General features: G+C 72.5%; 21 protein-coding genes and 1 pseudogene. 14 read left to right on the top strand and 8 right to left on the bottom strand.

Features of this window, described 5'->3' with window-relative positions:
* Positions 1 to 34 precede the first annotated feature (34 nt).
* From HD595_RS11510 to coaA, 6 genes and pseudogenes are all read right to left on the bottom strand, one after another.
* Positions 35 to 694 (bottom strand): ABC transporter permease subunit, encoded by a 660-nt coding sequence (locus tag HD595_RS11510; RefSeq protein ID WP_253768371.1) that lies wholly within the window; start codon positions 692 to 694, stop codon positions 35 to 37.
* A 58-nt stretch (positions 695 to 752) separates the two neighbouring features.
* On the bottom strand, positions 753 to 1667 hold the full coding sequence (locus HD595_RS11505; protein WP_253768369.1) for an ABC transporter ATP-binding protein: 915 nt from the start codon (positions 1665 to 1667) through the stop codon (positions 753 to 755).
* Entirely contained in the window at positions 1664 to 2518 is an 855-nt protein-coding gene (locus HD595_RS11500; protein WP_253768367.1) for an ABC transporter permease, read from the bottom strand. The genes HD595_RS11505 and HD595_RS11500 overlap by 4 nt, the downstream gene beginning before the upstream one ends.
* Positions 2511 to 3323, bottom strand: a pseudogene (locus tag HD595_RS11495) (ABC transporter ATP-binding protein); the annotation flags it as partial. The pseudogene HD595_RS11495 and the gene HD595_RS11500, both read right to left, overlap by 8 nt.
* A 103-nt stretch (positions 3324 to 3426) precedes the next feature.
* The gene (locus HD595_RS11490) at positions 3427 to 4383 is read right to left on the bottom strand and encodes a DUF389 domain-containing protein (RefSeq protein WP_253768364.1); all 957 of its coding nucleotides are present in this window, start codon (positions 4381 to 4383) and stop codon (positions 3427 to 3429) included.
* A gap of 33 nt (positions 4384 to 4416) precedes the next feature.
* Positions 4417 to 5319, bottom strand: coding sequence for a type I pantothenate kinase (coaA, locus tag HD595_RS11485; protein ID WP_253781131.1), 903 nt, complete (start codon positions 5317 to 5319; stop codon positions 4417 to 4419).
* A 228-nt stretch (positions 5320 to 5547) separates the two neighbouring features.
* Between coaA and HD595_RS11480 the strand changes: the two genes are divergently transcribed.
* From HD595_RS11480 to tsaD, 12 genes are all read left to right on the top strand, one after another.
* Complete coding sequence (locus tag HD595_RS11480) at positions 5548 to 6966, top strand: alkaline phosphatase PhoX (protein ID WP_253768362.1); 1419 nt, start codon at positions 5548 to 5550, stop codon at positions 6964 to 6966.
* Between the two features lie 22 nt (positions 6967 to 6988).
* The gene (locus HD595_RS11475) at positions 6989 to 7339 is read left to right on the top strand and encodes a holo-ACP synthase (protein ID WP_253768360.1); all 351 of its coding nucleotides are present in this window, start codon (positions 6989 to 6991) and stop codon (positions 7337 to 7339) included.
* Positions 7340 to 7348: 9 nt separating this feature from the next.
* Positions 7349 to 8827, top strand: a complete 1479-nt coding sequence (locus HD595_RS11470; protein WP_253768358.1) for an NAD(P)H-hydrate dehydratase — start codon at positions 7349 to 7351, stop codon at positions 8825 to 8827.
* Positions 8828 to 9028: 201 nt separating this feature from the next.
* Positions 9029 to 10162 carry an alanine racemase gene (gene alr / locus HD595_RS11465; protein ID WP_253781130.1) on the top strand — a complete coding sequence of 378 codons (1134 nt, stop codon included), beginning with the start codon at positions 9029 to 9031 and terminating at the stop codon, positions 10160 to 10162.
* Positions 10163 to 10178: 16 nt separating this feature from the next.
* Positions 10179 to 11228, top strand: a complete 1050-nt coding sequence (locus HD595_RS11460; RefSeq protein WP_253768356.1) for an alpha/beta fold hydrolase — start codon at positions 10179 to 10181, stop codon at positions 11226 to 11228.
* 17 nt (positions 11229 to 11245) lie between these two features.
* Positions 11246 to 11698, top strand: coding sequence for a tRNA (adenosine(37)-N6)-threonylcarbamoyltransferase complex ATPase subunit type 1 TsaE (gene tsaE, locus HD595_RS11455; RefSeq protein WP_308211119.1), 453 nt, complete (start codon positions 11246 to 11248; stop codon positions 11696 to 11698).
* 254 nt (positions 11699 to 11952) lie between these two features.
* The gene (locus HD595_RS11450; RefSeq protein ID WP_253768354.1) at positions 11953 to 12570 is read left to right on the top strand and encodes a hypothetical protein; all 618 of its coding nucleotides are present in this window, start codon (positions 11953 to 11955) and stop codon (positions 12568 to 12570) included.
* Positions 12571 to 12583: 13 nt separating this feature from the next.
* Complete coding sequence (locus HD595_RS11445) at positions 12584 to 13120, top strand: class F sortase (RefSeq protein WP_253768352.1); 537 nt, start codon at positions 12584 to 12586, stop codon at positions 13118 to 13120.
* Positions 13121 to 13166: 46 nt separating this feature from the next.
* Positions 13167 to 14096, top strand: a complete 930-nt coding sequence (locus HD595_RS11440; protein ID WP_253768350.1) for an aminoglycoside phosphotransferase family protein — start codon at positions 13167 to 13169, stop codon at positions 14094 to 14096.
* 101 nt (positions 14097 to 14197) lie between these two features.
* A complete protein-coding gene (tsaB, locus tag HD595_RS11435) occupies positions 14198 to 14842 on the top strand; it encodes a tRNA (adenosine(37)-N6)-threonylcarbamoyltransferase complex dimerization subunit type 1 TsaB (RefSeq protein WP_253768348.1) in 645 nt (214 codons plus the stop codon).
* 11 nt (positions 14843 to 14853) lie between these two features.
* Positions 14854 to 15285: a ribosomal protein S18-alanine N-acetyltransferase gene (gene rimI / locus HD595_RS11430; RefSeq protein WP_253781128.1), complete on the top strand. Its 432-nt coding sequence runs from the start codon at positions 14854 to 14856 to the stop codon at positions 15283 to 15285.
* On the top strand, positions 15278 to 16309 hold the full coding sequence (gene tsaD, locus HD595_RS11425) for a tRNA (adenosine(37)-N6)-threonylcarbamoyltransferase complex transferase subunit TsaD (RefSeq protein WP_253768346.1): 1032 nt from the start codon (positions 15278 to 15280) through the stop codon (positions 16307 to 16309). The genes rimI and tsaD overlap by 8 nt, the downstream gene beginning before the upstream one ends.
* A 280-nt stretch (positions 16310 to 16589) precedes the next feature.
* Here the strand turns inward: tsaD and HD595_RS11420 are convergent, their stop codons facing one another.
* Positions 16590 to 18572, bottom strand: a complete 1983-nt coding sequence (locus HD595_RS11420; protein WP_253768344.1) for a hypothetical protein — start codon at positions 18570 to 18572, stop codon at positions 16590 to 16592.
* Positions 18573 to 18764: 192 nt separating this feature from the next.
* Positions 18765 to 20156 carry a class I SAM-dependent methyltransferase gene (locus HD595_RS11415; RefSeq protein WP_253768342.1) on the bottom strand — a complete coding sequence of 464 codons (1392 nt, stop codon included), beginning with the start codon at positions 20154 to 20156 and terminating at the stop codon, positions 18765 to 18767.
* 245 nt (positions 20157 to 20401) lie between these two features.
* On the opposite strand from HD595_RS11415, the gene groES reads away from it, so the two are divergent.
* Both groES and groL read left to right on the top strand, forming a co-directional pair.
* Positions 20402 to 20713 (top strand): co-chaperone GroES, encoded by a 312-nt coding sequence (groES, locus tag HD595_RS11410; protein WP_175587862.1) that lies wholly within the window; start codon positions 20402 to 20404, stop codon positions 20711 to 20713.
* Positions 20714 to 20784: 71 nt separating this feature from the next.
* Positions 20785 to 22404, top strand: a complete 1620-nt coding sequence (groL, locus tag HD595_RS11405; protein WP_253768340.1) for a chaperonin GroEL — start codon at positions 20785 to 20787, stop codon at positions 22402 to 22404.
* Positions 22405 to 22886: the final 482 nt, after the last annotated feature.

The raw sequence follows: 22886 nt of genomic DNA, 5'->3' as shown, positions 1-22886 counted from the left end.
TGAGCCGTACCCCTCTCTCATGCGTGGCCGCGGTCTACTCGTCGCCGGTGAGGGACAGGACGCGCAGCCGCTGTCCCGCCCACAGGACCGCCACCACCGTGACGATCACCAGCGCCGGTACGGCGAAGCCGAGCGTGACGTCGGCCTTGAGGAACGGCGAGGTGGAGATCTGGTCGGCGATCGACTGGGCCCACTGCTGGACGGAGAACTTGCGGGCGCCCGGCACGAAGCCGCCCACCAGGCCCTCCCAGACCAGGGCGTAGACGACGCCGATCGTCACCGCGTGGCGCGTGACCACGCCGAGCAGCAGGAAGACCGCCGCGTACGCGAAGCCCGCCACGAGCGCGCCGACGGCGAACCCGGGCGCGATGGCGTCCTCGTTGCCCACGAGCAGCCAGGCCGCGACGTAGGTGGGGACGGCGGCGAAGAGCGCCAGCAGCGAGGCCGCGACGAGGAACTTGGTCTGCGCGATGACCGGCCGGGAGATCGGCTTGGACATCAGGTGGATGATCGTGCCGTCGTCGATCTCGGGGGCGATGACGCCCGTGCCGGCGATGAGGCCGAGCAGGGGCAGCATGGTGCCGATGGCGAAGTTCTGCATGAGCAGCATGGTCGAGCGCTGGTCGTCGCTGCCCAGCAGCCGCAGCAGGAGCGCGAGCCCGAGCAACGCCATGGGGAGAAGCAGGAGCAGCACGATACGCCGCCGCCCCAGCAAAGCTCGATACGTGATACCGGCAACCACTGTGTTCATGTCAGGAGCTCCGGTTGATCAGGTAGGAGAAGACGCTTTCGAGGTCTTCGTCCGCGGGGGAGACCTCGTGCAGGCGGATGCCCTCGGTGCGGGCCACGCGGGGCAGCAGCCGGGCGAAACCGCGGAACTCCACGGCCCGCACCTCCAGCCCGTCGGGCCCGAGCGAGACCCCGCCCGCCGAGTCGTCGAGCATGAGTGCCGCGGCCAGCCGCCGGTCGTCGCTGCTGCGGATGCGGAACAGGTGCGGCCGGTCGGTCATCAGCCGGCGGATCTCGCGGAAGTCGCCCGAGGCGGCGTGCCGGCCGGCGACGAGCACCTCGATGTGCTGGGCGACCCGCTCGACCTCCTCCAGGATGTGCGAGCTGAACAGGATGGTCTTGCCCGCGGCGCCCATCGTGCGGATCAGGTCCATGAGCTGCAGCCGCTGGCGCGGGTCCATGCCGTTGAACGGCTCGTCCAGCAGCAGCACCGGCGGGTCGTGGACGAGCGCGGCGGCCACCTTGACCCGCTGGCGCATGCCCTTGGAGTACGTCTCGACCCGCCGGTCCTTGGGCTCCTCCATCTCGACCGTGGCCAGCGCCTTGCGGGCGGCCTCGACCGGGTCGGGCAGGCCGTGCAGGCGGGCGGCCGACAGCACGAACTGCCAGCCGGTCAGGAAGCCGTAGACGCCCTCCCGCTCGGGGACGAGGCCGATGTGGCGGTAGACCTGGTGGTTCTTCCAGACGCGGGTGCCGTCCAGGGTGACCGTGCCGTTCGACGGCGCGAGGAACCCGGCCATCATGTGCAGCAGGGTCGACTTGCCCGCGCCGTTGGGCCCGAGCAGCCCGGTGACCCCGGGCCCGATGGTCATGGTCACGTCGTTGACCGCGACGACGTTGCCGTACCAGCGCGAGACCTGCGCCAGCTCGATCTTCACCGCGAGGCCGCCTTCCGGTAGCGGAGCGCGAGCGCCGCCATGGCGGCGGCGATGAGCAGGACCACGATCACGAAGGACACGGGCCCGCCGGGGTAGCCGCCCTCGGAGTTGGGCGTCGTGCCGAACACCCACACCTGGACGGCGTCCACCAGCCAGAACGGGTTGAGCAGCCAGGCCCACCGGGCGGCGGCGTCGTTGCCGGCGGACAGCAGGGTGCTGTACATGATCGGGACGGAGGCCGACGCCAGCAGGTAGAGGGCGATCACGGAGGCGACGCCGAGCCCGCGCCGCGGGGTCAGCGAGGCGATGGCGAGCCCGAACGCCGCCAGCAGCACCGCGAGCAGCAGCCCGGTGAGCATGGCGCCCACGTATTCCTTGGTGCGGGGCGGCCCGGGGAGGTCGATCAGCAGCTCGCCGGCGAACATCACGGTCAGCGGCACCGCGAGCAGCGCGTAGAGGGCGACGGTCATCGCGACGACCTTGGCGCCGACGTACTCGGTGATCGTGACCGGGCGCGACAGGTAGAGCGGCAGGACGCGGAAGCGCAGGTCGGGCGCCACGACCGTGGGCGCCTGCGCGGCCAGGAAGATGGCCACCACGGCCTGCATGATCACGGCGTAGCCGCTGTAGCTCATGCCCGCGCGCCGCATCAGCGCCATGATCGCGATGGACACGATCGCGGGCAGCACCATGATGGCGGCCAGCGAGAACGGCACGAGCTTGCTGCGGGCCGGGCGGCCGAGACCGAACACGCCGCGCAGGCTGTGGACGGCGAGAGCCCGGGTGGTGTGGCCGCGCCCGAGGCGGGGGCCGTCGTAGTGGCGGTATCCGATGTCGTAGATCTCAGACACCAGCGGTCTCCCTGAAGACGTCCTCGATGCGCTGCCGGCCGCGTTCGAGCCGGATGAGGCACAGGCCGAGGTCGGCGGTCGCGTCGCGGATGGCGTCGAGCGTGTCGGGGCCGGTGACCTCGACCAGCAGCATCCGGCCGTGCGGGGCGACGCCGTGGCCCAGCTCGGCCAGCCGCTCGGCCAGCGCCTGGGTGCCCTCGTCGACCTCCACGGTGACGCTGCGCGTCGCCTGGGTGAACTCGCCGATCGCCGAGGAGCGCAGCAGCCGTCCGGCGTCGATGACGATCACGTGGTCGCACACCCGCTCCAGCTCGCCGAGCAGGTGGGAGGTGACCAGCACGCTGATGCCGAACTCGGCGCCGATGCGCCGGATCAGGGTGAGCATCTCGTCGCGCCCGCGCGGGTCGAGCCCGTTGGTCGGCTCGTCCAGGAGGATGAGCTTGGGGTCGTGGACGAGCGCCTGCGCGAGCTTGACGCGCTGCTTCATGCCGGTGGAGTAGCCGCCGATCGGACGGTAGCGTTCCTCGGCCAGCCCGACGTGGCGCAGCACGTCGGCGGCCCGCTCCCGGGCGGCCGTGCGGGGGAGCCCGGACATCCGGGCGAGGTGGACGACCAGTTCGGTGGCGGAGACGTCGGGCGGCAGGCACTCGTGCTCGGGCATGTAGCCGACGAGCCGGCGGATGTCGGCGCCGCGTGTCGTGACGTCGAGGCCGAGCACGCGCGCGCCGCCGGCCGTGGGCGGGAGCAGCCCCAGCAGGATCTTGATCAGCGTCGACTTGCCCGCCCCGTTGGCCCCGACCAGGCCGGTGACGCCCGGGCCGGTGGTGACGGTGAGCCCGTCGAGCGCCGTGACGGTCGGGAAGCGTTTGGTCAGCCCCTCGGTGTCGAGGATGTGCATGATCCGGACACTACCCGCCGGCGTCACCCCGCGGCATCGGCCTCACGGAGGACGTGCGTCCTACTTGAGGCCAGAATCTGTGCTGGACCCAGAGGGTGGCGGTGCCCGAGATCACCATGCCGGCGACGTTCACCGCGAGCTGCGAGACGGAGCCGGAGACCTCGGCCCAGTCGCCGAGCGCGATGGCGACGGCCGCGTAGCCGGCGGCGGGCACCGTGGTCACCGAGATGAAGACGCCGATGAGCGCCGACGACTTGCCGGCCGTGATGGACAGCACCCCGGCCACGCCCGCGAGCAGCGCCACGATGAACGACCACCGGTCGGGCTTGACGATGAACTGGACCTCTTCGTTGCCGCGCAGGTGGGACGGGTCGATCCAGCCGAGCCCGCGCGAGACGAGCGCGCAGGCGACGGTGACGGCGATGGCGATCGCGAAGCCCACCACCAGGGTTCTGAAGGAGCCGGTGACCAGGCGCCACTGCCGGCGCAGCAGGCCGAAGCAGACGGCCGCGATCGCGCCGAACTCCGGCCCGAGGACCATGGCGCCGACGATGAGGATGATGGACTTCTGGAGCACGCCGATCGCGGCGATCTGCGTGGCGATCGCCAGGAACGCGAGGTACGCCCAGGTGATGCGCGAGTCGGCGTGGACCCGCTGGGCCAGCTCCTCCCAGACGACCGCGTCGTCGGGCTCGCCGGGAGCCTCCTCCACCGCCTCGTCGGCGGCCCGGGAGAGGGAGAGCTGGATGGGGTGGGCGGAGATCGAGCCGGCCTCCCGCAGCCACGACAGGTCGCTGATCACCTCGTTGGCCGACTCGCGGGCCACGTCGGCGAGGACGAGGTCGCCCGCCGGCTCCCGGGCGGCGCCGGGCAGGACGACGATGTTGGTGGCCCCCGCGCAGCCTTCCAGCACCGCCGTCACCTCGGCGGTGCTGGAAGACGGGGTGATCAGTCGCAGGTGGAGCATCGGGCCATTCTCGCCGATGGCGGGGGGCGGGTGTCAGGTGCGGCGCAGGCGCACCTTCCGGACGGAGTGGTCGGCGCCCTTCTTCAGGACGAGGTCGGCGCGGCCCCGGGTCGGGGCGATGTTCTCGACGAGGTTGCGCTCGTTGATGTCGCGCCAGACGTCCACGGCGAACTTCGTGGCCTCCTCGTACGACAGTTCGGCGATGTACCGGAAGTACGACTTGGGGTCCTCGAAGGCGGTGCGGCGCAGTTTGTGGAAGCGTTCGACGTACCAGGTGCGGATGTCCTCGACCTTGGCGTCCACGTAGATGGAGAAGTCGAAGTAGTCGTTGACCGCGAGCGAGGTGGGCGGGGCCGGCTGGAGCACGTTCAGCCCCTCGATGATCAAGATGTCCGGACTTTTCACGCTCTGGGTCGCGCCGGGGACGATGTCGTACTCGAGGTGGCTGTAGATCGGGGCCTTCACCTCGGCCGCCCCCGCCTTCACCTCCGCCACGAACCGGACCAGCGCCCTGCGGTCGTAGCTCTCGGGGAAGCCCTTGCGGTGCATGATGCCCTTGGCCTCCAGCACCGCGTTCGGGTAGAGGAAGCTGTCGGTGGTGATCAGCTCCACGTGCGGGTGCTCGGGCCAGCGGGCCAGCAGCGTGTGCAGCAGCCGCGCCGTGGTGGACTTGCCGACCGCGACGCTGCCCGCGATGCCCAGGATGTACGGCACCCGCCGCTCGGAGTGGCCGAGGAACGCGCTGAGCACGCTACTGCGCTGCTTGGACCCCGTGTAGTGCAGGTTCAGCAGCCGGGTCAGGGGGAGGTAGATGTCGGTGACCTCGACCAGGTCGATGGGGTCGTCGAGGCCGCGCAGCTCTTCCAGCTCTTCTGCGGTGAGAGTCAAGGGCGTGTTCTTGCGGAGATCGCTCCACTGCTCCCTGCTCAGTTCCACGTAGCCGTTGTTCACCTAGGCAGCGTAGCGACGCCGGACGCGTCGGGTTCGGCGGGGTGGGGGAGTTGTCCACAGCCTGTGGACGAACCTGTGGGGATTATCGACAGTCAGTTCGGGGAAAGGTGCGCTTCCCCTCGCCGTCGCCCCGTCGTCATCTCCCCGAAACCGGGCGTGCCGGGGACACCGGGCGGCTACTGTTCGGTGAAGCCAGTGTCCCCGGGAGGGTTCATGGACCGTCGTCGCTTCCTGGCCAGGGCCGCCGTGGCGGCCGCCGCCGGCATCGCCGGACCGTTCGCGGGCGTCGCCTGCGCGGCGGAACGGGGCGCGTTCACCCAGGTGAAGGGCTACGGCCCGATGAAGCCCGTACGCGACAAGCGCGACGGCGAGGTCCGCCTCCACCTGCCCGACGGCTTCGCCTACCGCTCGTTCAACGAGGCGGGCAGCACGTTCCCCGACGGCTCGACCGTGCCCGGCCGCCACGACGGCATGGCGGCGTTCGCCGGCCCGCGCGACACCGCGTACCTCGTGCGCAACCACGAGGTCGGCGGCCCCGTCGGCGCCTTCGGCGACAAGGACAAGGCATACGACCCGATGGCGGGCGGCGGCACCGTCACCCTCCAGGTCACCCGGCACGGCGAGGTGCTCAAGGCCGCCCCGTCGCTCAACGGCACCATGCTCAACTGCTCCGGCGGCCCCATGCCCTGGAAGGCGTGGGTGAGCTGCGAGGAGACCGTCAACGGGCCCGACGTCGGCGACGACCACACCGGCGGCGACAACTCCAAGCTCACCCGCAGGCACGGCTACATCTTCGAGGTGCCCGTGACCGGCGCCGCGACGGCCAGGCCGATCAGGTCGGCCGGGCGGTTCGCGCACGAGTCGGCCGCCTTCGACCCCGAGTCGGGCGCGCTCTACCTCACCGAGGACTGCTTCGGCTTCCCCTCCGGCCTCTACCGCTACCTGCCGCCCGAGCACCCGCTCAAGGCCGGCCGCCTCCTCGACGGCGGGAAGCTCCAGATGCTGGCCGTCAAGGGCTCCCCGCGCGAGGACCTGTCCGCGGGCCAGCGCCACGGCGCCACCTACGCCACCACCTGGGTCGACATCGACGAGCCCGACCCGACGTTCACCGGCAGACCGTCGAACGACGAGGCCGTCCAGGCGGTCGGCAGGCAGGGCCGGGCCAAGGGCGCCGCGATCTTCTCCCGGCTCGAAGGCGCGATCCACCACCAGGGCACCGTCTACTTCGTCTCCACCCAGGGCGGTGCCACCGCGCCGGGCGACACGGCCCCCTCCGGGTTCGGCAAGGGCCGCGGCCAGGTCTGGGCGTACGAGACGTGGAGCGGGCGGCTGAGGCTGGTGTACGAGTCGCCCCGCTCCACGGTCCTGGACCTGCCCGACAACGTGACGGCCAGCCCCCGCGGCACCCTCGTGCTGTGCGAGGACGGCGACGGCGACAACTTCCTGCGCGGCCTGACCCGGCACGGCGAGCTGTTCGACTTCTGCCGCATGGAGCCCGTCGCGGGCGACCCGGGCGCGGAGTTCGCCGGGTCCACGTTCGGCCCCGGCGGTCACACCCTGTACGTGAACGTCCAGTCCACGCACGGCATGTCGTTCGCCATCTGGGGGCCGTGGCAGCGCGGTGCCTTCTGACGCGCCCGGCTAGCCTGGGGACATGATCCTGGGCATCGGCGTGGACGTGGTGGACATCGCCCGGTTCGAGGCCACGCTGGAGCGTACGCCGGGCCTGCGGACGCGGCTGTTCACCGAGTGCGAGCGCGACCTGCCGGTGCGGTCGCTGGCCGCCCGCTTCGCCGCGAAGGAGGCCGTGGCCAAGGCGCTCGGCGGCCCCAGGGGGGTCGGCCACCTGGAGGCCGAGGTGCGCCGCGGCGAGAGCGGCCGGCCCGAGCTGCACGTCACAGGCCGCGCCGCCGAGGTCGCCCACGAGCTCGGCGTCAAGCGCTGGCACCTTTCCCTCACCCATGACGCGGGCGTCGCCGTGGCCTACGTGATCGCGGAGGGATAGCTTCGGATCATGCGCACCGCCTACACCGCCGACCAGATCAGAGCCGCCGAGCACCGGCTCATGGCCCGCCTGCCCGAGGGCGCCCTCATGCAGCGCGCCGCGTCCGGGCTCGCCGCCGCGTGCGCGACGATGCTCGGCAAGGTGTACGGCAGCCGCGTGACCCTGCTCGTCGGCAGCGGCGACAACGGCGGCGACGCCCTGTACGCGGGGGCGCTGCTCGCCCGGCGCGGCGCCCGGGTCGAGGCCGTGCTCGCCGGCAGCCGGACCCACGAGGCCGGGCTGGAGGCGTTCCTGCTGGCCGGAGGCAGGGCGGTGGAGGCCGGGACGGGGACGATCGAGCGGGCCGACCTCGTCGTGGACGGGCTCGTCGGCATCGGGGCGAGCGGGGCGCTGCGCGAGCCGTACCGGGAGCTCGCCCTGGCGGCCGACGCCGCCGCGGCCCCCACGGTCGCCGTGGACGTGCCCAGCGGCGTGGACGCGAGCAGCGGCCGGGTGGAGGGCGCCGCCGTCCGGGCCGCGCTGACCGTGACCATGGGGGCGCGCAAGACCGGCCTGCTCGTCGATCCGGGCGCCGCCCTGGCCGGCGAGGTCGAGCTGGTCGACATCGGGCTCGGCCCCTACCTGCCCGACCCCGACGTCGTCGCGCTCACCGGCGCCGACGTGGCCGCCCTGCTGCCGCGCCCGGCGGCGGAGAGCGACAAGTACCGCAGGGGAGTGGTCGGCGTCGTCGCCGGCAGCGACCAGTACACCGGCGCCGCCGTGCTCGCCGTGGGCGGCGCCCTGCTGGCCGGCGCCGGCATGGTCCGCTACGCCGGGCCGGGTGAGCCGGTGGCGCAGGTGCGCTCCCACTGGCCCGAGGCGGTGATCACGGAGCTGGAGCGGCCCTCGCTCGACGGCGTCGGCCGGGTGCAGGCATGGGTGGTCGGCCCCGGGCTCGGCACGGGCGACTGGGCGCGGGAGATGCTCGCGCAGGTGCTGGCGAGCGACGTGCCCGTGCTCATCGACGCCGACGGGCTCACGCTCGTCGCCCGGGAGCGCGACCTGCTCGGCCGCGACGCGCCCGTGCTGGTCACCCCGCACGCGGGCGAGCTGTCGCGGCTCACGGGCGCCGGGCGCGACGAGATCGAGGCCGACCGGCTGAGGCACGCGCGCGGCGCCGCGGCCGACCTCGGGGTGACCGTGCTGCTCAAGGGGTCCACCACGGTCGTGGCCGAGCCGGACCGGCCGGTACGCGTCAACGGCACGGGCACCGCGTGGCTGGCCACGGGCGGCACCGGCGACGTGCTGTCCGGGGTGGCGGGGGCGCTGCTCGCCCAGGGGCTCGGCTGTTACGACGCGGGCTCGTGCGCGGCGTACCTGCACGGGCTGGCCGGGCGGATCGCCTCCTCCGGCGCCCCGCTGCACGCGGCGGGCGTGGCGGCGGCGGTGCCCGCGGCGATCCGCGAGCTGACCGGGCGCGAGCTGACCGGGCGGCCGGCGCCGAGATAGCCGGCCCGCGTCCGGACGGCCGGCGCACGTCCGGATGGGCGGTCCACGTCCGGATGGCCGGTCCGCGTCCGGATGGCCCGTCCGCGTCCGGATGGGTGGCGCGCGTCCGGATGGGCGGCACGCGTCCGGACGGCCGTGGTGATCGGCGAATGGCGCCCGGCCACCTGGGAGAGCTGCCAGACTGGAGGGATGGGAATCCCGATGGCGACGCCCGCGCAGGCGCGGGTCGACCTGGCCGCGATCGAGCACAACGTGGCACTGCTCAAGGAACGCGCCGGCGGCGCCGAGCTCATGGGCGCCGTCAAGGCCGACGCCTACGGCCACGGCCTCGTGCCGTGCTCCGGGGCCGTCCTGGCGGGCGGGGCGAGCCGGCTCGGCACCGCGTTCATCCGGGAGGCCCTGGCCCTGCGCGCGGCCGGCGTCACGGCGCCGGTGCTGTCGTGGATCGTCGGCCCCGGCGAGCCGGTCGCGGAGGCCCTGGAGGCCGGCGTCGAGCTGTCGGCCTCCGCCGAGACGACCCTGGACGAGATCGCCGCCGCCGCCCGGAGCACCGGCCGCACGGCCCGCATGCACCTGGAGGCCGACACCGGCATGAGCCGGGGCGGCGCGCCGCTCGCCGCCTGGCCCGGCCTGCTGGACCGCGCGCTCCGGCTCCAGGCCGAGGGCGTCATCGAGATCGTCGGCCTGTGGTCCCACTTCGCGTGCGCCGACATGCCCGGCCACCCGTCGATCGACGCGCAGATCGACGCGTTCGAGGCCGCGCTCAAGCTGGCCGAGCAGGCGGGCGCTGGCGGCTCCCACGTCATCCGCCACCTCGCCAACTCCGCCGCGATCATGACGCTGCCGCGGTCCCGCTTCGACATGGTCCGCGCCGGCATCGCGATGTACGGGCTGAGCCCCATCCCGGAGCTCGGCGACTTCGGCCTGCGCCCGGCGATGACGCTGCGGGCGCGGCTGGCGCTGGTCAAGCAGGTGCCGGCCGGCTCCGGCGTCTCGTACGGGCACCTGCACGTCACCGAGGGCGAGACCCGGCTCGGCCTGGTCCCGCTCGGCTACGCCGACGGCGTGCTGCGGCACGCGACCGGCCGGGCCGAGGTGCTGGCCGCCGGTCGCCGCAGGCTCGTGACCGGCCGCGTGTGTATGGACCAGTTCATGATCGATCTGGGTGACGACCTGCCGGCCGAGGGCGAGGAGGTCGTGCTGTTCGGCCCTGGGGGGAGGGGCGAGCCCACCGCTCAGGAGTGGGCGGATAACCTCGGCACCATCACGCATGAGATCGTGACGAGAATCGGCGCGCGGGTGCCGCGGGTCCACGTGCGCGACAGCCAGGAGTGAGAGGGGGCGCGGGGACATGACCACGACGACGCGTCGCAAGGTCGGCATCGCCGGAGCCATCGTCGGCGCCGCCTCGGCGGGTGTCGCGGCGGCGACACTGGCCAAACGCTACGCGGTGGGCCGGATCAGGTTGCGCCCCGACGCCGAGCTGGCCGAGCCGTTCGGCGAGTTGAAGGGGCGGGAGCGCACGCTCACCACCTCCGACGGAGTGTCCCTGCACGTGGAGATCGACGGGCCTGAGGACGCGCCGCTGACCGTCGTCTTCTGCCACGGCTACTGCCTCAACCTGGAGTCCTGGCACTACCAGCGCCGCGACCTGCGCGAGAGCCACCGGGTCGTGGCGTGGGACCAGCGCTCCCACGGCCGCTCCGAGCGCGCCCCCGCCGACGACACCTCGATCGACCGGCTCGGCGACGACCTGGCCGAGCTGCTCGAACGGTTCGTGCCCGGCCCGTGCGTCCTCGTCGGCCACTCCATGGGCGGCATGACGATCATGGCGCTGGCCGACCGCCGTCCCGAGCTGTTCGGCGACCGGATCAAGGGCGTGGCGCTGATCGGCACCTCGGCGGGCAAGCTCGCCGAGATCACGCTGGGCCTGCCCGCCCTGGTGTCCAAGGTGGTGCACAAGGTGGCGCCGGGCGCGGTGTCCATGCTGGGGCGCCGGGGCGCGCTCGTCGACCGCACCCGCCACGCGGGCAGCGACATCGCGTTCCTCATCACCCGCTACGTCGGGTTCGGCGACTCCAAGAACGTCAGCCCCACCCTGGTCGACTTCGCCGAGTCCATGATCAGGGCGACGCCCACCGAGGTGATCGCCGACTTCTACCCGGCGCTGATGAACCACGACAAGCTGTCCGCGCTGCATGTCCTCGACCCCGTCCCGACCGCCATCCTCGTCGGCGACAAGGACTGGCTGACCCCGCCCGACCACAGCCGCGCCATCGCGGCCGTCCTGCCCAAGGCCCAGCTGACCGAGGTGCCCGACACCTCCCACCTGATCCAGCTCGAACGGCCGGGCGTGGTCAACGACGTGCTGCGCGACCTGATCAAGAGAGTGGAGTTGTAGGAAGTGGGGGAGTCGCGGTGAACGCGGAGCGGTTGCCGACCGCCGAGGACATGCGCGCGTACGGGGCCCGGCTGGCGGCCCGGCTGCGCCCCGGCGACCTGGTGGTCCTTTCGGGGCCGCTGGGCGCCGGCAAGACGACGCTGGTGCAGGGCATCGCCGAGGGCCTGAAGGTGCGGGGCCCGATCACCTCGCCGACGTTCGTGATCGCCAGGGTCCACCCGTCCCTGCGCCAGGGGCCGCCGCTGGTCCACGCCGACGCCTACCGGCTCGGCGGCGACCTGGAGGTGGACGACCTCGACCTCGACGCCTCGCTGGAGGAGTCGGTCACCGTCGTCGAGTGGGGCGAGGGGCTCGTCGAGGGCCTGTCGGAGGACCGCCTGGAGATCCACATCGACCGCGAGACGGGCGACGACGCCCGCGTCGTGACCCTGCGGGGAGTCGGCGCGCGCTGGTCCGGCGAGACAGCCTGACGCGACCGTCTGACCCGACACGCCGGTTGAGCGGCGACAAGAGTAAAACGCGGGTCAACGCCCGGCAATGCTGTCACCCTTGACGTATCTCGCCGATGACGGAAAACATGATCGTTGGCGATGGATTCCCCCAGAATTTCTGGGTATCAGGAGGGGCAGCGTCCACCTTTTTGGTGGATGCTTGGTGCAAGACGGCGAAGTGGGGTGCGCTGGTGCTCGGTGTCAGACGACTCGCGTCCGCGGGAGCCATCCTGATGATCGGCGCGCTGGGCTGCTCGGCCCAGGCCGACAGCGGACCCACGACCACACCGACGGCCACGGCCACCACGACCGCCACGAGCACCGCCACCGCGACGGCCACGGTCGCCGCCCGCGCCTCCATCAAGGTCGAGCTCAACCCCGACCGGGTCACCGCCGGCGAGACGTCGCGGGTCTGGATCCTCGCCAACTGCCCCGTGCCGACCGGCGGTCCCGCCCACACCGGCACCGCCACCTCGCGGGCGTTCGTCAGCGGCGTGCCGCTCAACCCGGCCGTCCCGACCCCCGGCCCCAACACCACCAGCACGCCCAGCCCCGGCCCGTGGGTGCGGGGCGAGGCCCAGGTGTCCGGCACGATCGCGCGCGGCTCCTACCGCGTGGACGTCAAGTGCGACGGCACCAACGACACCGGCCGCGCCACCCTGCGCGTCGTCCGGGCCGAGCCGCTGCCCAGCGACGTGCCCACCCGGGCCCCGCGCGCGGGCGGCGGCGGCACCTTCGGCAAGGACGTGGACGACGACTCCGGGCTGCCGCTCGCCCCCGCCGGGATCGTGCTCGGGCTCGTCCTGGCCGCCGGCGTCGGGATCGCGGTCAAGCGCCGCAGCCGGGCCTGACGAGGACGACGCCATGGCACGTCCGGGACGCGTGGTGCTCGCCGGGGCCGCCACGGGACTCCTGCTGGTCATGTTCGGCAAGACCCAGCTCGGCACCCAGCAGGCCGCCGCGAAGGTGGTGCCCGAGAGCATCGACATCCCGTCCATCGACGTCGAGGCCCCGCTGATGAAGCTCGGGCTGACCGAGGACGGCGAGGTGGAGCTGCCACCGTTCGAGAAGCCCAAGGTCGCCGGCTGGTACAGCGGCAGCGCCGTCCCCGGCGAGAAGGGCGCCTCGGTGATCGTGGGCCACGTCGACACCAAGACCGCGCCCGCCGTGTTCTACAAGCTGCGCAAGATGCGCAAGGGCGAGCTCGTGAAGGTGGAGCGCAGCGACGGCAAGGTCGCCAGGTACAAGGTGGAGGCCGTCGAGCAGGTCCACAAGGACCACTTCCCGGCCAAGAAGGTCTACGTGGACGACGGGCTCAAGCTGGTGACCTGCGGGGGCACGTTCGACTACGCCAAGGGCGAGTACATCGACAACATCATCGTCTACGCCTCCCGCGCCTGACCGCCCGCGCCCCGAAACCGGTTGCGGCGATCGGGATGATGGGGACATGAGCGTGGAGACCAATCCGCCCGCCACCGGCAGCCGGGTCCCCTGGGAGCAGGTGCATCCGGCGGCCCGGTCCGGGGTCGAGGACTTCCTCGGCGGGCCCGTGACCGAGGCCGTCACCCAGCACACCGGCTTCTCCCCGGCCGCGGCCGTGCGCCTGCGCACCGCCGCCGGACGGCGCGCGTTCGTCAAGGCCGTCGGCCCCGAGCCGAACCCCGAGTCCGTGCGCCTCTACCGCGCGGAGGCGGTGATCGCCGCCGCCCTGCCCGCCTCGGTGCCCGCGCCCCGGCTGCTGACCACGTTCGAGGCCGAGGGGTGGGTGGTGCTCGTCTTCGAGGACGTCGAGGGCCGCCACCCGGCGATGCCGTGGCGGCGCGACGAGCTGGACCTGGTGCTCGCGGCCGTCGACCGGATGTCGGCCGCGCTGACGCCCGCGCCCGTGGCCGCGCCGTCCGTCGCGGAGGCGTCCGCCGACTCCTTCCGGGGCTGGCGCAGGCTCGTGGAGGAGGACGTCACCGGCCTCGACCCGTGGGCGCTGCGCCACCTCGACCGGCTGGCCGAGCTGGAGTCCGGCTGGGGCGAGGCCGCCGCCGGCGACACGCTCCTCCACTCCGACCTGCGGGCCGACAACATCCTGCTCTCCGGCGACCGGGTCTACGTCGTGGACTGGCCGTGGGCGTGCGTCGGGGCGCCGTGGTTCGACCGGGTGTGCATGCTGCCGTCGGTCGGCATGCAGGGCGGGCCGATGCCGTACGAGCTGGTCACCGATCCGGATCCGGCGATCACGGCGGTGGTCGCCGCGATGACCGGCTATTTCGTCCGGCAGGGCCGGCAGCCGGATCCGCCGGGGCTGCCCACGCTGCGGGCGTTCCAGCGGGCGCAGGGCACGGTGGCGCTGGACTGGCTCAGACGCCGCACCGGCTGGGCGTGACGCCTCCGGCGCCTCCGGCGCTCACGTGGGAGGAGAAGCGGGGCGTGCGGAATCGGGTGAGCGGCCAGGTGTGAGCCGGGTGGCGGGTAGGCTAAGCAGTCGTGCTGGTCCTGGCCTTTGACACCGCGACTCCTGCGGTCACCGCCGCGCTCCACGACGGCGATCGGGTTCTCGCCGAGTCGACGACGATCGACGCCCGGCGCCACGGTGAGCTGCTGGCGCCCACCATCCAGACCGTCCTCGCCGAGGCGGGCGCGGCGCTGCGCGACGTCACCGCCGTCGTCGCGGGCAGCGGCCCCGGCCCGTACACCGGGCTGCGCGTCGGGCTGATGACCGCGCAGGCGCTGGCCACCACCCTCGCGATCCCCGCGTACGGGATCTGCACCCTCGACGCCGTCGCCTACGGCAGCGGTCGCGACGAGCCGTTCATCGCGGCCACCGACGCGCGGCGCAAGGAGGTGTTCTGGGCCCGGTACGCCGACCGGCGCACCCGCGTGAGCGGTCCGGCCGTCGACCGGCCCGCCGACGTGCCCGTCGAGGGCCTGCCGGTCGCCGGGGCGGGCGCCGTCCTCTACCCCGACGCGCTCGGCGAGCCGCTCGACCCGCCCTACCCCTACGCGGGCGCCCTGGCCGGCCTCGCCGTCGAACGCCTGGCCGCCGGCGCCCCGCTCGACCCGGCCCGCCCGATCTACCTGCGCCGCCCCGACGCGGTGGTGCCCGGCGCGCCCAAGCGGGTGACGGCGTGAGGCTCCGGCAGATGACCGAGGGCGACCTGCCCGCGGTCATGGCGATCGAACGGGCGACCTTCCCGCACGACGCGTGGAGCGAGGGCATGATGCGCGGCGAGCTGGCCGATCAGCCGCGCACCCGCCACTACGTCGTGGCGCTGGTCGACGAGGTCATCGTCGGCTACGCGGGCCTGGCCGCCGCGGCCGACCAGGCCGACGTGCAGACCATCGCGGTGCTCCAGGCCCACCAGGGCACGGGTGTCGGCGGCGCGATGCTGGCCGAGCTGCTGCGGGAGGCGCGCCGGCGCGGCGCCCGCGAGATCTTCCTGGAGGTGCGCGACGACAACCCGCGCGCCCGCGGCGTGTACGAGCATTTCGGGTTCGAGGAGATCGGCATCCGCCGCCGCTACTACGACGACGGCACCGACGCGATCATGATGAGGAAGAAGCTGGATGGCTGACGCACCACTGGTCCTCGGCATCGAGACCTCCTGCGACGAGACCGGTGTCGGCATCGTCAGGGGCCACACGCTGCTGGCCAACACCATCGCGTCCAGCATGGACGAGCACGCCCGCTTCGGCGGCGTCGTGCCCGAGGTGGCCTCGCGGGCCCACCTGGAGGCGATGACGCCGACCGTGGAGTCGGCGCTGGCGCAGGCCGGTCTGAAGTTCTCCGACATCGACGCGATCGCCGTGACGGCCGGGCCCGGCCTGGCCGGAGCCCTGCTCGTCGGCGTCGCCGCGGCCAAGGCCTACGCGCTCGGCCTCGGCGTGCCGCTCTACGGCGTCAACCACCTGGCCGCGCACGTCGCCGTCGACCAGCTCGAACACGGCCCGCTGCCCAAGCCGTGCATCGCCATGCTGGTCTCGGGCGGCCACTCGTCGCTGCTGCTGGTGCCCGACGTGGCCCAGGACGTGATCTCGCTCGGCTCGACGGTGGACGACGCGGCGGGCGAGGCGTTCGACAAGGTGGCGCGGGTGCTCGGACTGCCGTTCCCCGGCGGCCCGCACATCGACCGGGCGGCCACCTCGGGCTCCGGCACGGCCGTCGCCTTCCCGCGCGGCAAGATCGACGACGGCACGCTCGACTTCTCGTTCTCCGGCCTCAAGACCGCCGTGGCCCGCTGGGTCGAGGCGCGCGAGTCGGCCGGCGAGTCCATCCACGTGCCCGACGTGGCCGCCTCCTTCCAGGAGGCCGTGGTGGACGTGCTGACCCGCAAGGCGCTGCAGGCCTGCCGGAAGTACGACGTGCACGACCTGCTCATCGGCGGGGGCGTGGCGGCCAACTCGCGGCTGCGCGCCCTGGCCCAGGAGCGCTGCGACGCGGCGGGGGTGCGGCTGCGGGTCCCGCGGCCCGGCCTGTGCACCGACAACGGCGCCATGGTGGCCGCCCTGGGCTCCGACCTGGTCGCCGCGGGCATCACCCCCTCGACCCTGGAGATCCCGGCCGACTCGTCGATGCCGATCACCACGGTCCACGTCTGAGGCATGCCGGGCGTGGGGCGCCCTTGTCCGTGGCGCCCCACGTGCGAGGCGTCCGGCCGGCTTCCCGGTGGGGCGTCCGTGTCGGGCGCGGGCCCGCGTCGGAACCACGTGGGCGGCCGAGGATGCGCGCCGTCACGGCGAGCACCCCGTGAGCCCTCACGACCGGCCATGACAGACGGCAACCGACGTCGGCGCGTGCGCGTGACGTCGGCCGTGCCGTAACACATCCAAAAGACCGGCGACAGAGGCGAGCCGACGTCGGCTGTGCCGTAACAGAAGATCAGTCCTTGGACCGGGTGGGACGCAGGAGCGCCTCGGCCAGCGCGAGCATGGTCTCCTCCAGCGAGCCGAGGCGCTTGGTGAGGTCGCTCGCGGTGCGGTTGAGCTCCTCGCGGTCGGGCCGCGCCTGCACCAGCTCCGTGAGCGCGCCCGCCGCCGACGCGAGCCGCTCGGCCTCCTCGGCCGAGCGGGCGGCGATCGCCTCCTCGATCCGCTCGCCGATCCCGAGCGTCACCGGGAGCTGGCTCACCCGCTGGTTGACCGCCTCCAGGTGGTCGTCCACCGTCTCCAGCTGCTCGCCCGACTGCTCGGCGCGGGTGGACAGGTCGCTCAGGTGCCGCTCCACGCCGTCGAAGCGGGCCTGCATGCTGCTCTGGATGCTCGTGCCCACCTGGTCGAACCTCGCCGCCAGTCCGGTGTCCACGGCGTCGAGGCGGCCGGCGAGCCCGTCCACCGTCTGCAGGCGCCCGTCCATCGTGTCGAAGCGGGCCGACAGGTTGGCGTCGACCGTGGCGAAGTGCGCGGCCATGGCGCTGTCGCTGCGGTCGAGCCGGCCCGTGACCCCGTCGAACCCGGCCGCCAGCTTCGTGTCGACGGTCGTGAACCGGCCCGTCACCGTGCTGTCCACGGCGTCGAAGCGGGTCGTCAGGTGCTCCTCGACCTCGTTCAGCCGCTCGTCCAGCGACTCCAGGTCGTTGTCGAGGTGGTTGAAGCGGGCCTCGTTGCGGGTCGAGCTCTCGCCGAGGTGCTGGTCCACCGCCGCCACCCGCTGGTCCATGCCGGCCACCCGCTGCTCCATCGCGGCCACGCGGCCGTCCACGCCGCCCAGCAGCTCACCGGCGGCCGCCGCGCGCTCGTCGAGCGTGCTCAGGCGGCCGTCGAGCGTGGTGAAGCGGCCGTCCACCCGGCCGTCCAGGGCGCCGAGCTGGCCGTCCAGCGAGACGATCCGCTTGTCCACCGCCCCCAGCCGGGAGTCGACCCCGCCCAGGCGGCTCTCGACCCCCTCCATGCGCGCGTCGAGCTCGTCGAGCCGCCCGGCCACCTGCTGCTGGGTCTCCTCCAGGCGGACCGAGACGTGCTGCTGGGTCTCCTCCAGGCTCGCGGCGAGCTCCTGCCGCGTCTCCTCCAGCCGCGCCGCCAGCCGCTGCTCGGCGGTCGTGAGCCGGTCGGTCACGGCGCTCACCTGGCCCGTGAGGATGTCCACGTGCGCGGTCAGCCGCTCGGCGACGGCGTCCACGTGCGCGTTGACCTGCTCGCCGACCGCGGCGGCCCGGGCGCCGGCCTGCTCGGCGGCGGCGGACAGCCGGTCGTCCAGGCCGTCCGACAGCCCCGCGGACAGCCCGTCCGACAGGCCGGCCACCAGGCTTTCGACCCGGTCCGTACGCGCCGTCAGCTCGGCGAGCGACCTGTCGAGCCGGGTGAACCGGCTCGCCGCGGCCTCCATGCTGGAGCCGAGCTGCGCCATGACGGCCGCGAACTCGCCCATCCGCCTGGCGATGCCCTCACCGCCGTCCAGGACCGCCTGGAGTCGTTTCAGCGTCTCCTCGACGCCGCCGCCGATGGTGGTCAGGTCGTCCCAGATGTTCGGCAGCTCCACCACGGGCGCGACGCGCTGCTGGACCGACTCCACCCGGGCGTCCACGGAGCCCACCTGCGAGCCGACGGCGTCCACGTGGTCGCGCACCGCCTCGACGTGCTGGGCGAGGCCCTCGGCCCACATGGGCGGCTTGGCGGCGATGTCGTCGAGGCGCCCGCTCACCGTCTCCAGCGTGCCGCTCAACCCCCCGAGCTCCCGCTCGCGCACCTCGCGCAGCAGCCACTCCATGCCTTCGAGCCGCTGGCGGATCTCGTCGAGGACGGCCCCCTGCGTGCGCTGCTCGTAGACGTGGTCCTGCGCGGCGCGCGCCAGCAGCTCACGCATCCTCTCCGGGACCTTGCTGTGGCCGCCCGTCTGCAGGAGGGCGGTGTGGTTGGAATGATCCACCGAAAGGCTCCTTCACTCGCCGACGGTTCATCGCGCAGCGGTGGATAGGTCCGGTTTGCAGATGAAGAAGGAGAACGCGGAAAACCGCAACAGGGGGAGAACTCCCGCCCGCCCACCTTAGCCTTTCGATCAAGCCGCGTCAGTGGCGCGGGAGAATATCGTGGTTGCCGGGGGAACGCCCCGGTTTGCCATTTACGCAGGTCGTGCGCTGGAGCCTGGGCGGCAGATCAGGGCGGTGGGCTTGTCCATGATCCGGGTCAGAATGACCACGGCGGACTCGGTGCCCGAAAGTCGTAGATCACTCCGAAGGCGTTCGATATCGACGGCCGACGCCCGCTTTTTAATAGTGACATTTCCTATTTTGCGGTCGCGGAGTGCGGCGCGCAGCCGCTTGAGCGAGAACGGCAGCGCCTCCTCCACCTCGTACCGGGCCGCCCAGGGGGTGTCGACCGGCTCGTCGCCGGTGATGTAGGCGATCATGGGGTCGGGCAGCCGGCCGCCGACCAGCTCGGCCACCTCGCCGACGAGATGGGCGCGGATCGCGGCTCCGTCAGGCTCGTAGACGTACCGGCCGAGCGGCCCCGTGGGGGCGACGGCGCCGGTGTCGCGCAGGACGTGGCCGCCGGGCAGCAGCGTGGCCAGCCGGACGAGGCCGGCCTCCCGGCCCGGCGACGTCCACAGGGACGCCTCCTTGACCTCGCCCTTGTACGAGACCCACTCGGCCTCGGCGCCCTCCGGGATGAACTCGTACGGGATGCCCGGGGCGACCTTGAGACAGGCGCGCGGCGCCCGGGCGAGCAGGTCGAGCACGACCGGCCACGGCGGGGAGTAGGCCATGGGGTCGAACGTGCGCCCCCTGGAGGTGCGCCGGGCCGGGTCGGCGAACAGGACGTCGTAGTCCTCCGGCGAGACCGACGCGGCGTCCGCCACCCGCACCGTGACCCGCCCGGCCAGCCCGAACGCCTCGGCGTTGGCCCTGGCCACGGCCACGGTCAGCGGGTCGGTGTCGACGGCGTCCACGACGCAGCCGGCCCGGGCCAGCGCCAGCAGGTCGCCACCGGAGCCGCAGCACACGTCCACGACCCTCGGCCCTTCGTCCGAATCGGGGTCTGCCCCTAGGTGAGCGCCTTCGCCCGAACCGGGGTCTCCTTGGCGAGCCCCTTCGCCCATGCCCGCGCCCGCCTCCCCGAGCGCTTCGCCACGAGGGCCGCGAGAGGCTCGGCCGGGGGAGCGCGGGTCGGGGGAGGGGACGCCGGAAGACGGGGACGACGCGCTGGGAGAGGCCGGCTCAAGGGCGCACGCGGCCAGCAGCCGGGCGGCGCGGTGGGCGGCGACCTCGGCGCGCGTGGCCTGCTCCAGGCCGTGCGGCGTGAAGTACATCAGCTCGGCGTCCGCCCCGAACTTGGCGCGCGCCCGCTCCCTCAGCCGCGCCTGCGTGAGCGCCGCCGAGGCGAGCGCGGCGTCGTACGTGCGGCGCAGGCTCGTCGCGGCCACCACGGGATCGGCGTCCCGGAGCTCGACCGCCTCCGCGAGCGCGCGCTGCCCGCGCGGGGTGAGCAACTCGGTGAAGGCGTCCAGGTCCACGCCGTACGACGTTAGCGCCCCGCCCGGGGGCCCCGGTCAGGGCCCCCGTCTCGACCTGCGAAGATGAGGTATCGCTCTCAGCAAACGTGTTCGTGTTGACTGTCAAGCCCCTCTTGCATATGTTTCCTGTTGGCACTCTCCCCTTGAGAGTGCCAACGTGCGACGAGGCAGGTCTGGCACCCGCGACGGCAGGCCCCGCTGGTCGCCTCTTCTAGATCATTCAAATCTGAAGGGGAGGTCCGATCGTGACGACCGCCACCAAGGTTCCCGTTAAGCCGCTCGGCGACCGCATTGTGGTGCAGCCGCTTGAGGCTGAGCAGACCACCGCTTCCGGCCTGGTCATCCCGGACACCGCCAAGGAGAAGCCGCAGGAGGGCAAGGTCCTCGCGGTGGGCCCCGGCAACTGGGACGAGGACGGCGAGAAGCGGATCCCGCTCGACGTCAGCGAGGGCGACGTCGTCCTCTACAGCAAGTACGGCGGCACCGAGGTCAAGTACGGCGGCGAGGAGTACCTCGTGCTCTCCGCCCGCGACGTTCTCGCGATCATCGAGAAGTAAGCCGGTGGTGTCGGGCCCCGGGCGCCGTAGGCGGCCGGGGCCTTCGACACTAGGAGAGGACTCTCAGCAAAATGGCGAAGATCCTGGAGTTCAACGAGGACGCCCGCCGCGCTCTTGAGCGTGGCGTGAACGCCCTCGCGGACGCCGTGAAGGTCACCCTCGGCCCGCGTGGCCGCAACGTCGTCATCGACAAGAAGTTCGGTGCTCCGACGATCACGAACGACGGTGTGACCATCGCTCGTGAGATCGAGCTGGAGGAGCGCTACGAGAACCTCGGCGCCCAGCTCGCCAAGGAAGTGGCCACCAAGACCAACGACATCGCGGGCGACGGCACCACCACCGCGACGGTCCTGGCCCAGGCCATGGTCCGTGAGGGCCTGCGCAACGTGGCGGCCGGCGCCTCGCCGCTGTCGCTCAAGCGCGGCATCGACAAGGCGGCCAAGGAGATCAGCGACAAGCTGCTCGCCAGCGCCCGCCCGGTCGAGGACAAGAAGGAGATCGCCAACGTCGCGACGATCTCCGCCCAGGACGCGAAGATCGGCGAGCTGATCGCCGAGGCGTTCGACAAGGTCGGCAAGGACGGCGTCCTCACGGTCGAAGAGTCCAACGCCATGGGCATGGAGCTCGAGTTCACCGAGGGCCTCCAGTTCGACAAGGGCTACCTGTCGGCCTACATGGTCACCGACCCCGAGCGCATGGAGTCCGTCCTCGAGGACGCCTACATCCTGCTCACGCAGGGCAAGATCTCCTCGATCGCCGACTTCCTGCCGCTGCTCGAGAAGGTCGCCCAGACCAAGAAGCCGCTGCTCGTGGTCGCCGAGGACGTCGAGGGCGAGGCCCTGGCCGTCCTGGTCACCAACAAGATCCGCGGCACGTTCACCTCCGTCGCCGTCAAGGCGCCGGGCTTCGGCGACCGCCGCAAGGCGATGCTGCAGGACATGGCCATCCTCACCGGCGGCCAGGTCGTCAGCGAGGAGGTCGGCCTCAAGCTGGAGAACGTCGGTCTCGAGGTGCTCGGCCAGGCCCGCCGCATCGTCGTCACGAAGGACGCCACGACCATCGTCGACGGCGCCGGCGACCAGCAGGCCATCGAGGACCGCGTCAAGGAGATCAAGCTCGCCATCGAGCAGTCCGACTCCGACTGGGACCGCGAGAAGCTGCAGGAGCGCCTCGCCAAGCTCGCGGGCGGCGTCTGCGTCCTGCGTGTCGGCGCGGCCACCGAGGTGGAGCTCAAGGAGAAGAAGCACCGTCTCGAGGACGCCATCTCCGCGACGCGCGCCGCGATCGAGGAGGGCATCGTCTCCGGCGGTGGCTCGGCCCTGATCCACGTCTCCAAGGACCTCGACAACCTCGGCCTGTCGGGCGACGAGGCCACCGGTGTCGGCGTCGTCCGCCGCGCGCTGGTCGAGCCGGCCCGCTGGATCGCCGAGAACGCCGGTCTCGAGGGCTACGTGGTCACCCACAAGGTCTCGGAGCTGCAGACCGGTCACGGCCTCAACGCCGCGACCGGCGAGTACGGCGACCTGATCGCCCAGGGCGTCATCGACCCGGTCAAGGTCACCCGCTCGGCCGTCCAGAACGCCGCTTCGATCGCGGGCATGCTGCTCACGACCGAGGCGCTCGTCGTGGACAAGCCCGAGGAGGAGGCTCCGGCCGCCGGCCAGGGCCACGGCCACGGCCACGGTCACTGAGCACCTCACGGCCGCTCCGCGCGGCCGCTGAGCACCTGAGGCTCACGCACGGCCCGTCCCCGATCCAGGGGGCGGGCCGTTCGCGTACCCGGGGCCGCTGGGCGCTGAAGCCGGGTGGACGCCTCTGAGGGGGCGCCTGACGGCTGGGTGGGGTAGGTGCCCACGGCCTGGGAGCTGAGCGGATCCATGACCCCTGGCGGCGAGTGGGACCCGTACGGCCGGCGCGGGGCTCGCAGGGTGGCGCACATTTGGATGAAGTGTTCGGATATGCCAGGGCTAATGGGATGTGACGTGGTACCAATGGATACAACATGCATACGGCCTGAGATATGAAATAGTGACTTATCCAGGTAAACCCGGCCTGTCAGCAAAGCGTCGCGTTCCCCGGTCGACGAGCCCCCCTGTCGGCGAATTCCGCGCATTTCGGGTTATGGGGTGAAATATTCCTCCACTACTAAAGCCTTACTGTCGTCATTCGATTA

The sequence above is a fragment of the Nonomuraea roseoviolacea subsp. carminata genome, assembly GCF_024172185.1.
Taxonomy (GTDB): Bacteria; Actinomycetota; Actinomycetes; order Streptosporangiales; family Streptosporangiaceae; genus Nonomuraea; species Nonomuraea roseoviolacea.
This window is presented reverse-complemented; position numbering and strand designations above follow the sequence as displayed.

Bases quoted from the DNA above. Each gene is read 5' to 3' on its own strand.
- HD595_RS11490 (WP_253768364.1), bottom strand. From the start codon at position 4,383: ATGCTCCACCTGCGACTGATCACCCCGTCTTCCAGCACCGCCGAGGTG.
- HD595_RS11480 (WP_253768362.1), top strand. From the start codon at position 5,548: ATGGACCGTCGTCGCTTCCTGGCCAGGGCCGCCGTGGCGGCCGCCGCC.
- HD595_RS11475 (WP_253768360.1), top strand. From the start codon at position 6,989: ATGATCCTGGGCATCGGCGTGGACGTGGTGGACATCGCCCGGTTCGAG.
- HD595_RS11470 (WP_253768358.1), top strand. From the start codon at position 7,349: ATGCGCACCGCCTACACCGCCGACCAGATCAGAGCCGCCGAGCACCGG.
- alr (WP_253781130.1), top strand. From the start codon at position 9,029: ATGGCGACGCCCGCGCAGGCGCGGGTCGACCTGGCCGCGATCGAGCAC.
- HD595_RS11460 (WP_253768356.1), top strand. From the start codon at position 10,179: ATGACCACGACGACGCGTCGCAAGGTCGGCATCGCCGGAGCCATCGTC.
- HD595_RS11450 (WP_253768354.1), top strand. From the start codon at position 11,953: ATGATCGGCGCGCTGGGCTGCTCGGCCCAGGCCGACAGCGGACCCACG.
- HD595_RS11445 (WP_253768352.1), top strand. From the start codon at position 12,584: ATGGCACGTCCGGGACGCGTGGTGCTCGCCGGGGCCGCCACGGGACTC.
- HD595_RS11440 (WP_253768350.1), top strand. From the start codon at position 13,167: ATGAGCGTGGAGACCAATCCGCCCGCCACCGGCAGCCGGGTCCCCTGG.
- rimI (WP_253781128.1), top strand. From the start codon at position 14,854: ATGACCGAGGGCGACCTGCCCGCGGTCATGGCGATCGAACGGGCGACC.
- tsaD (WP_253768346.1), top strand. From the start codon at position 15,278: ATGGCTGACGCACCACTGGTCCTCGGCATCGAGACCTCCTGCGACGAG.
- groL (WP_253768340.1), top strand. From the start codon at position 20,785: ATGGCGAAGATCCTGGAGTTCAACGAGGACGCCCGCCGCGCTCTTGAG.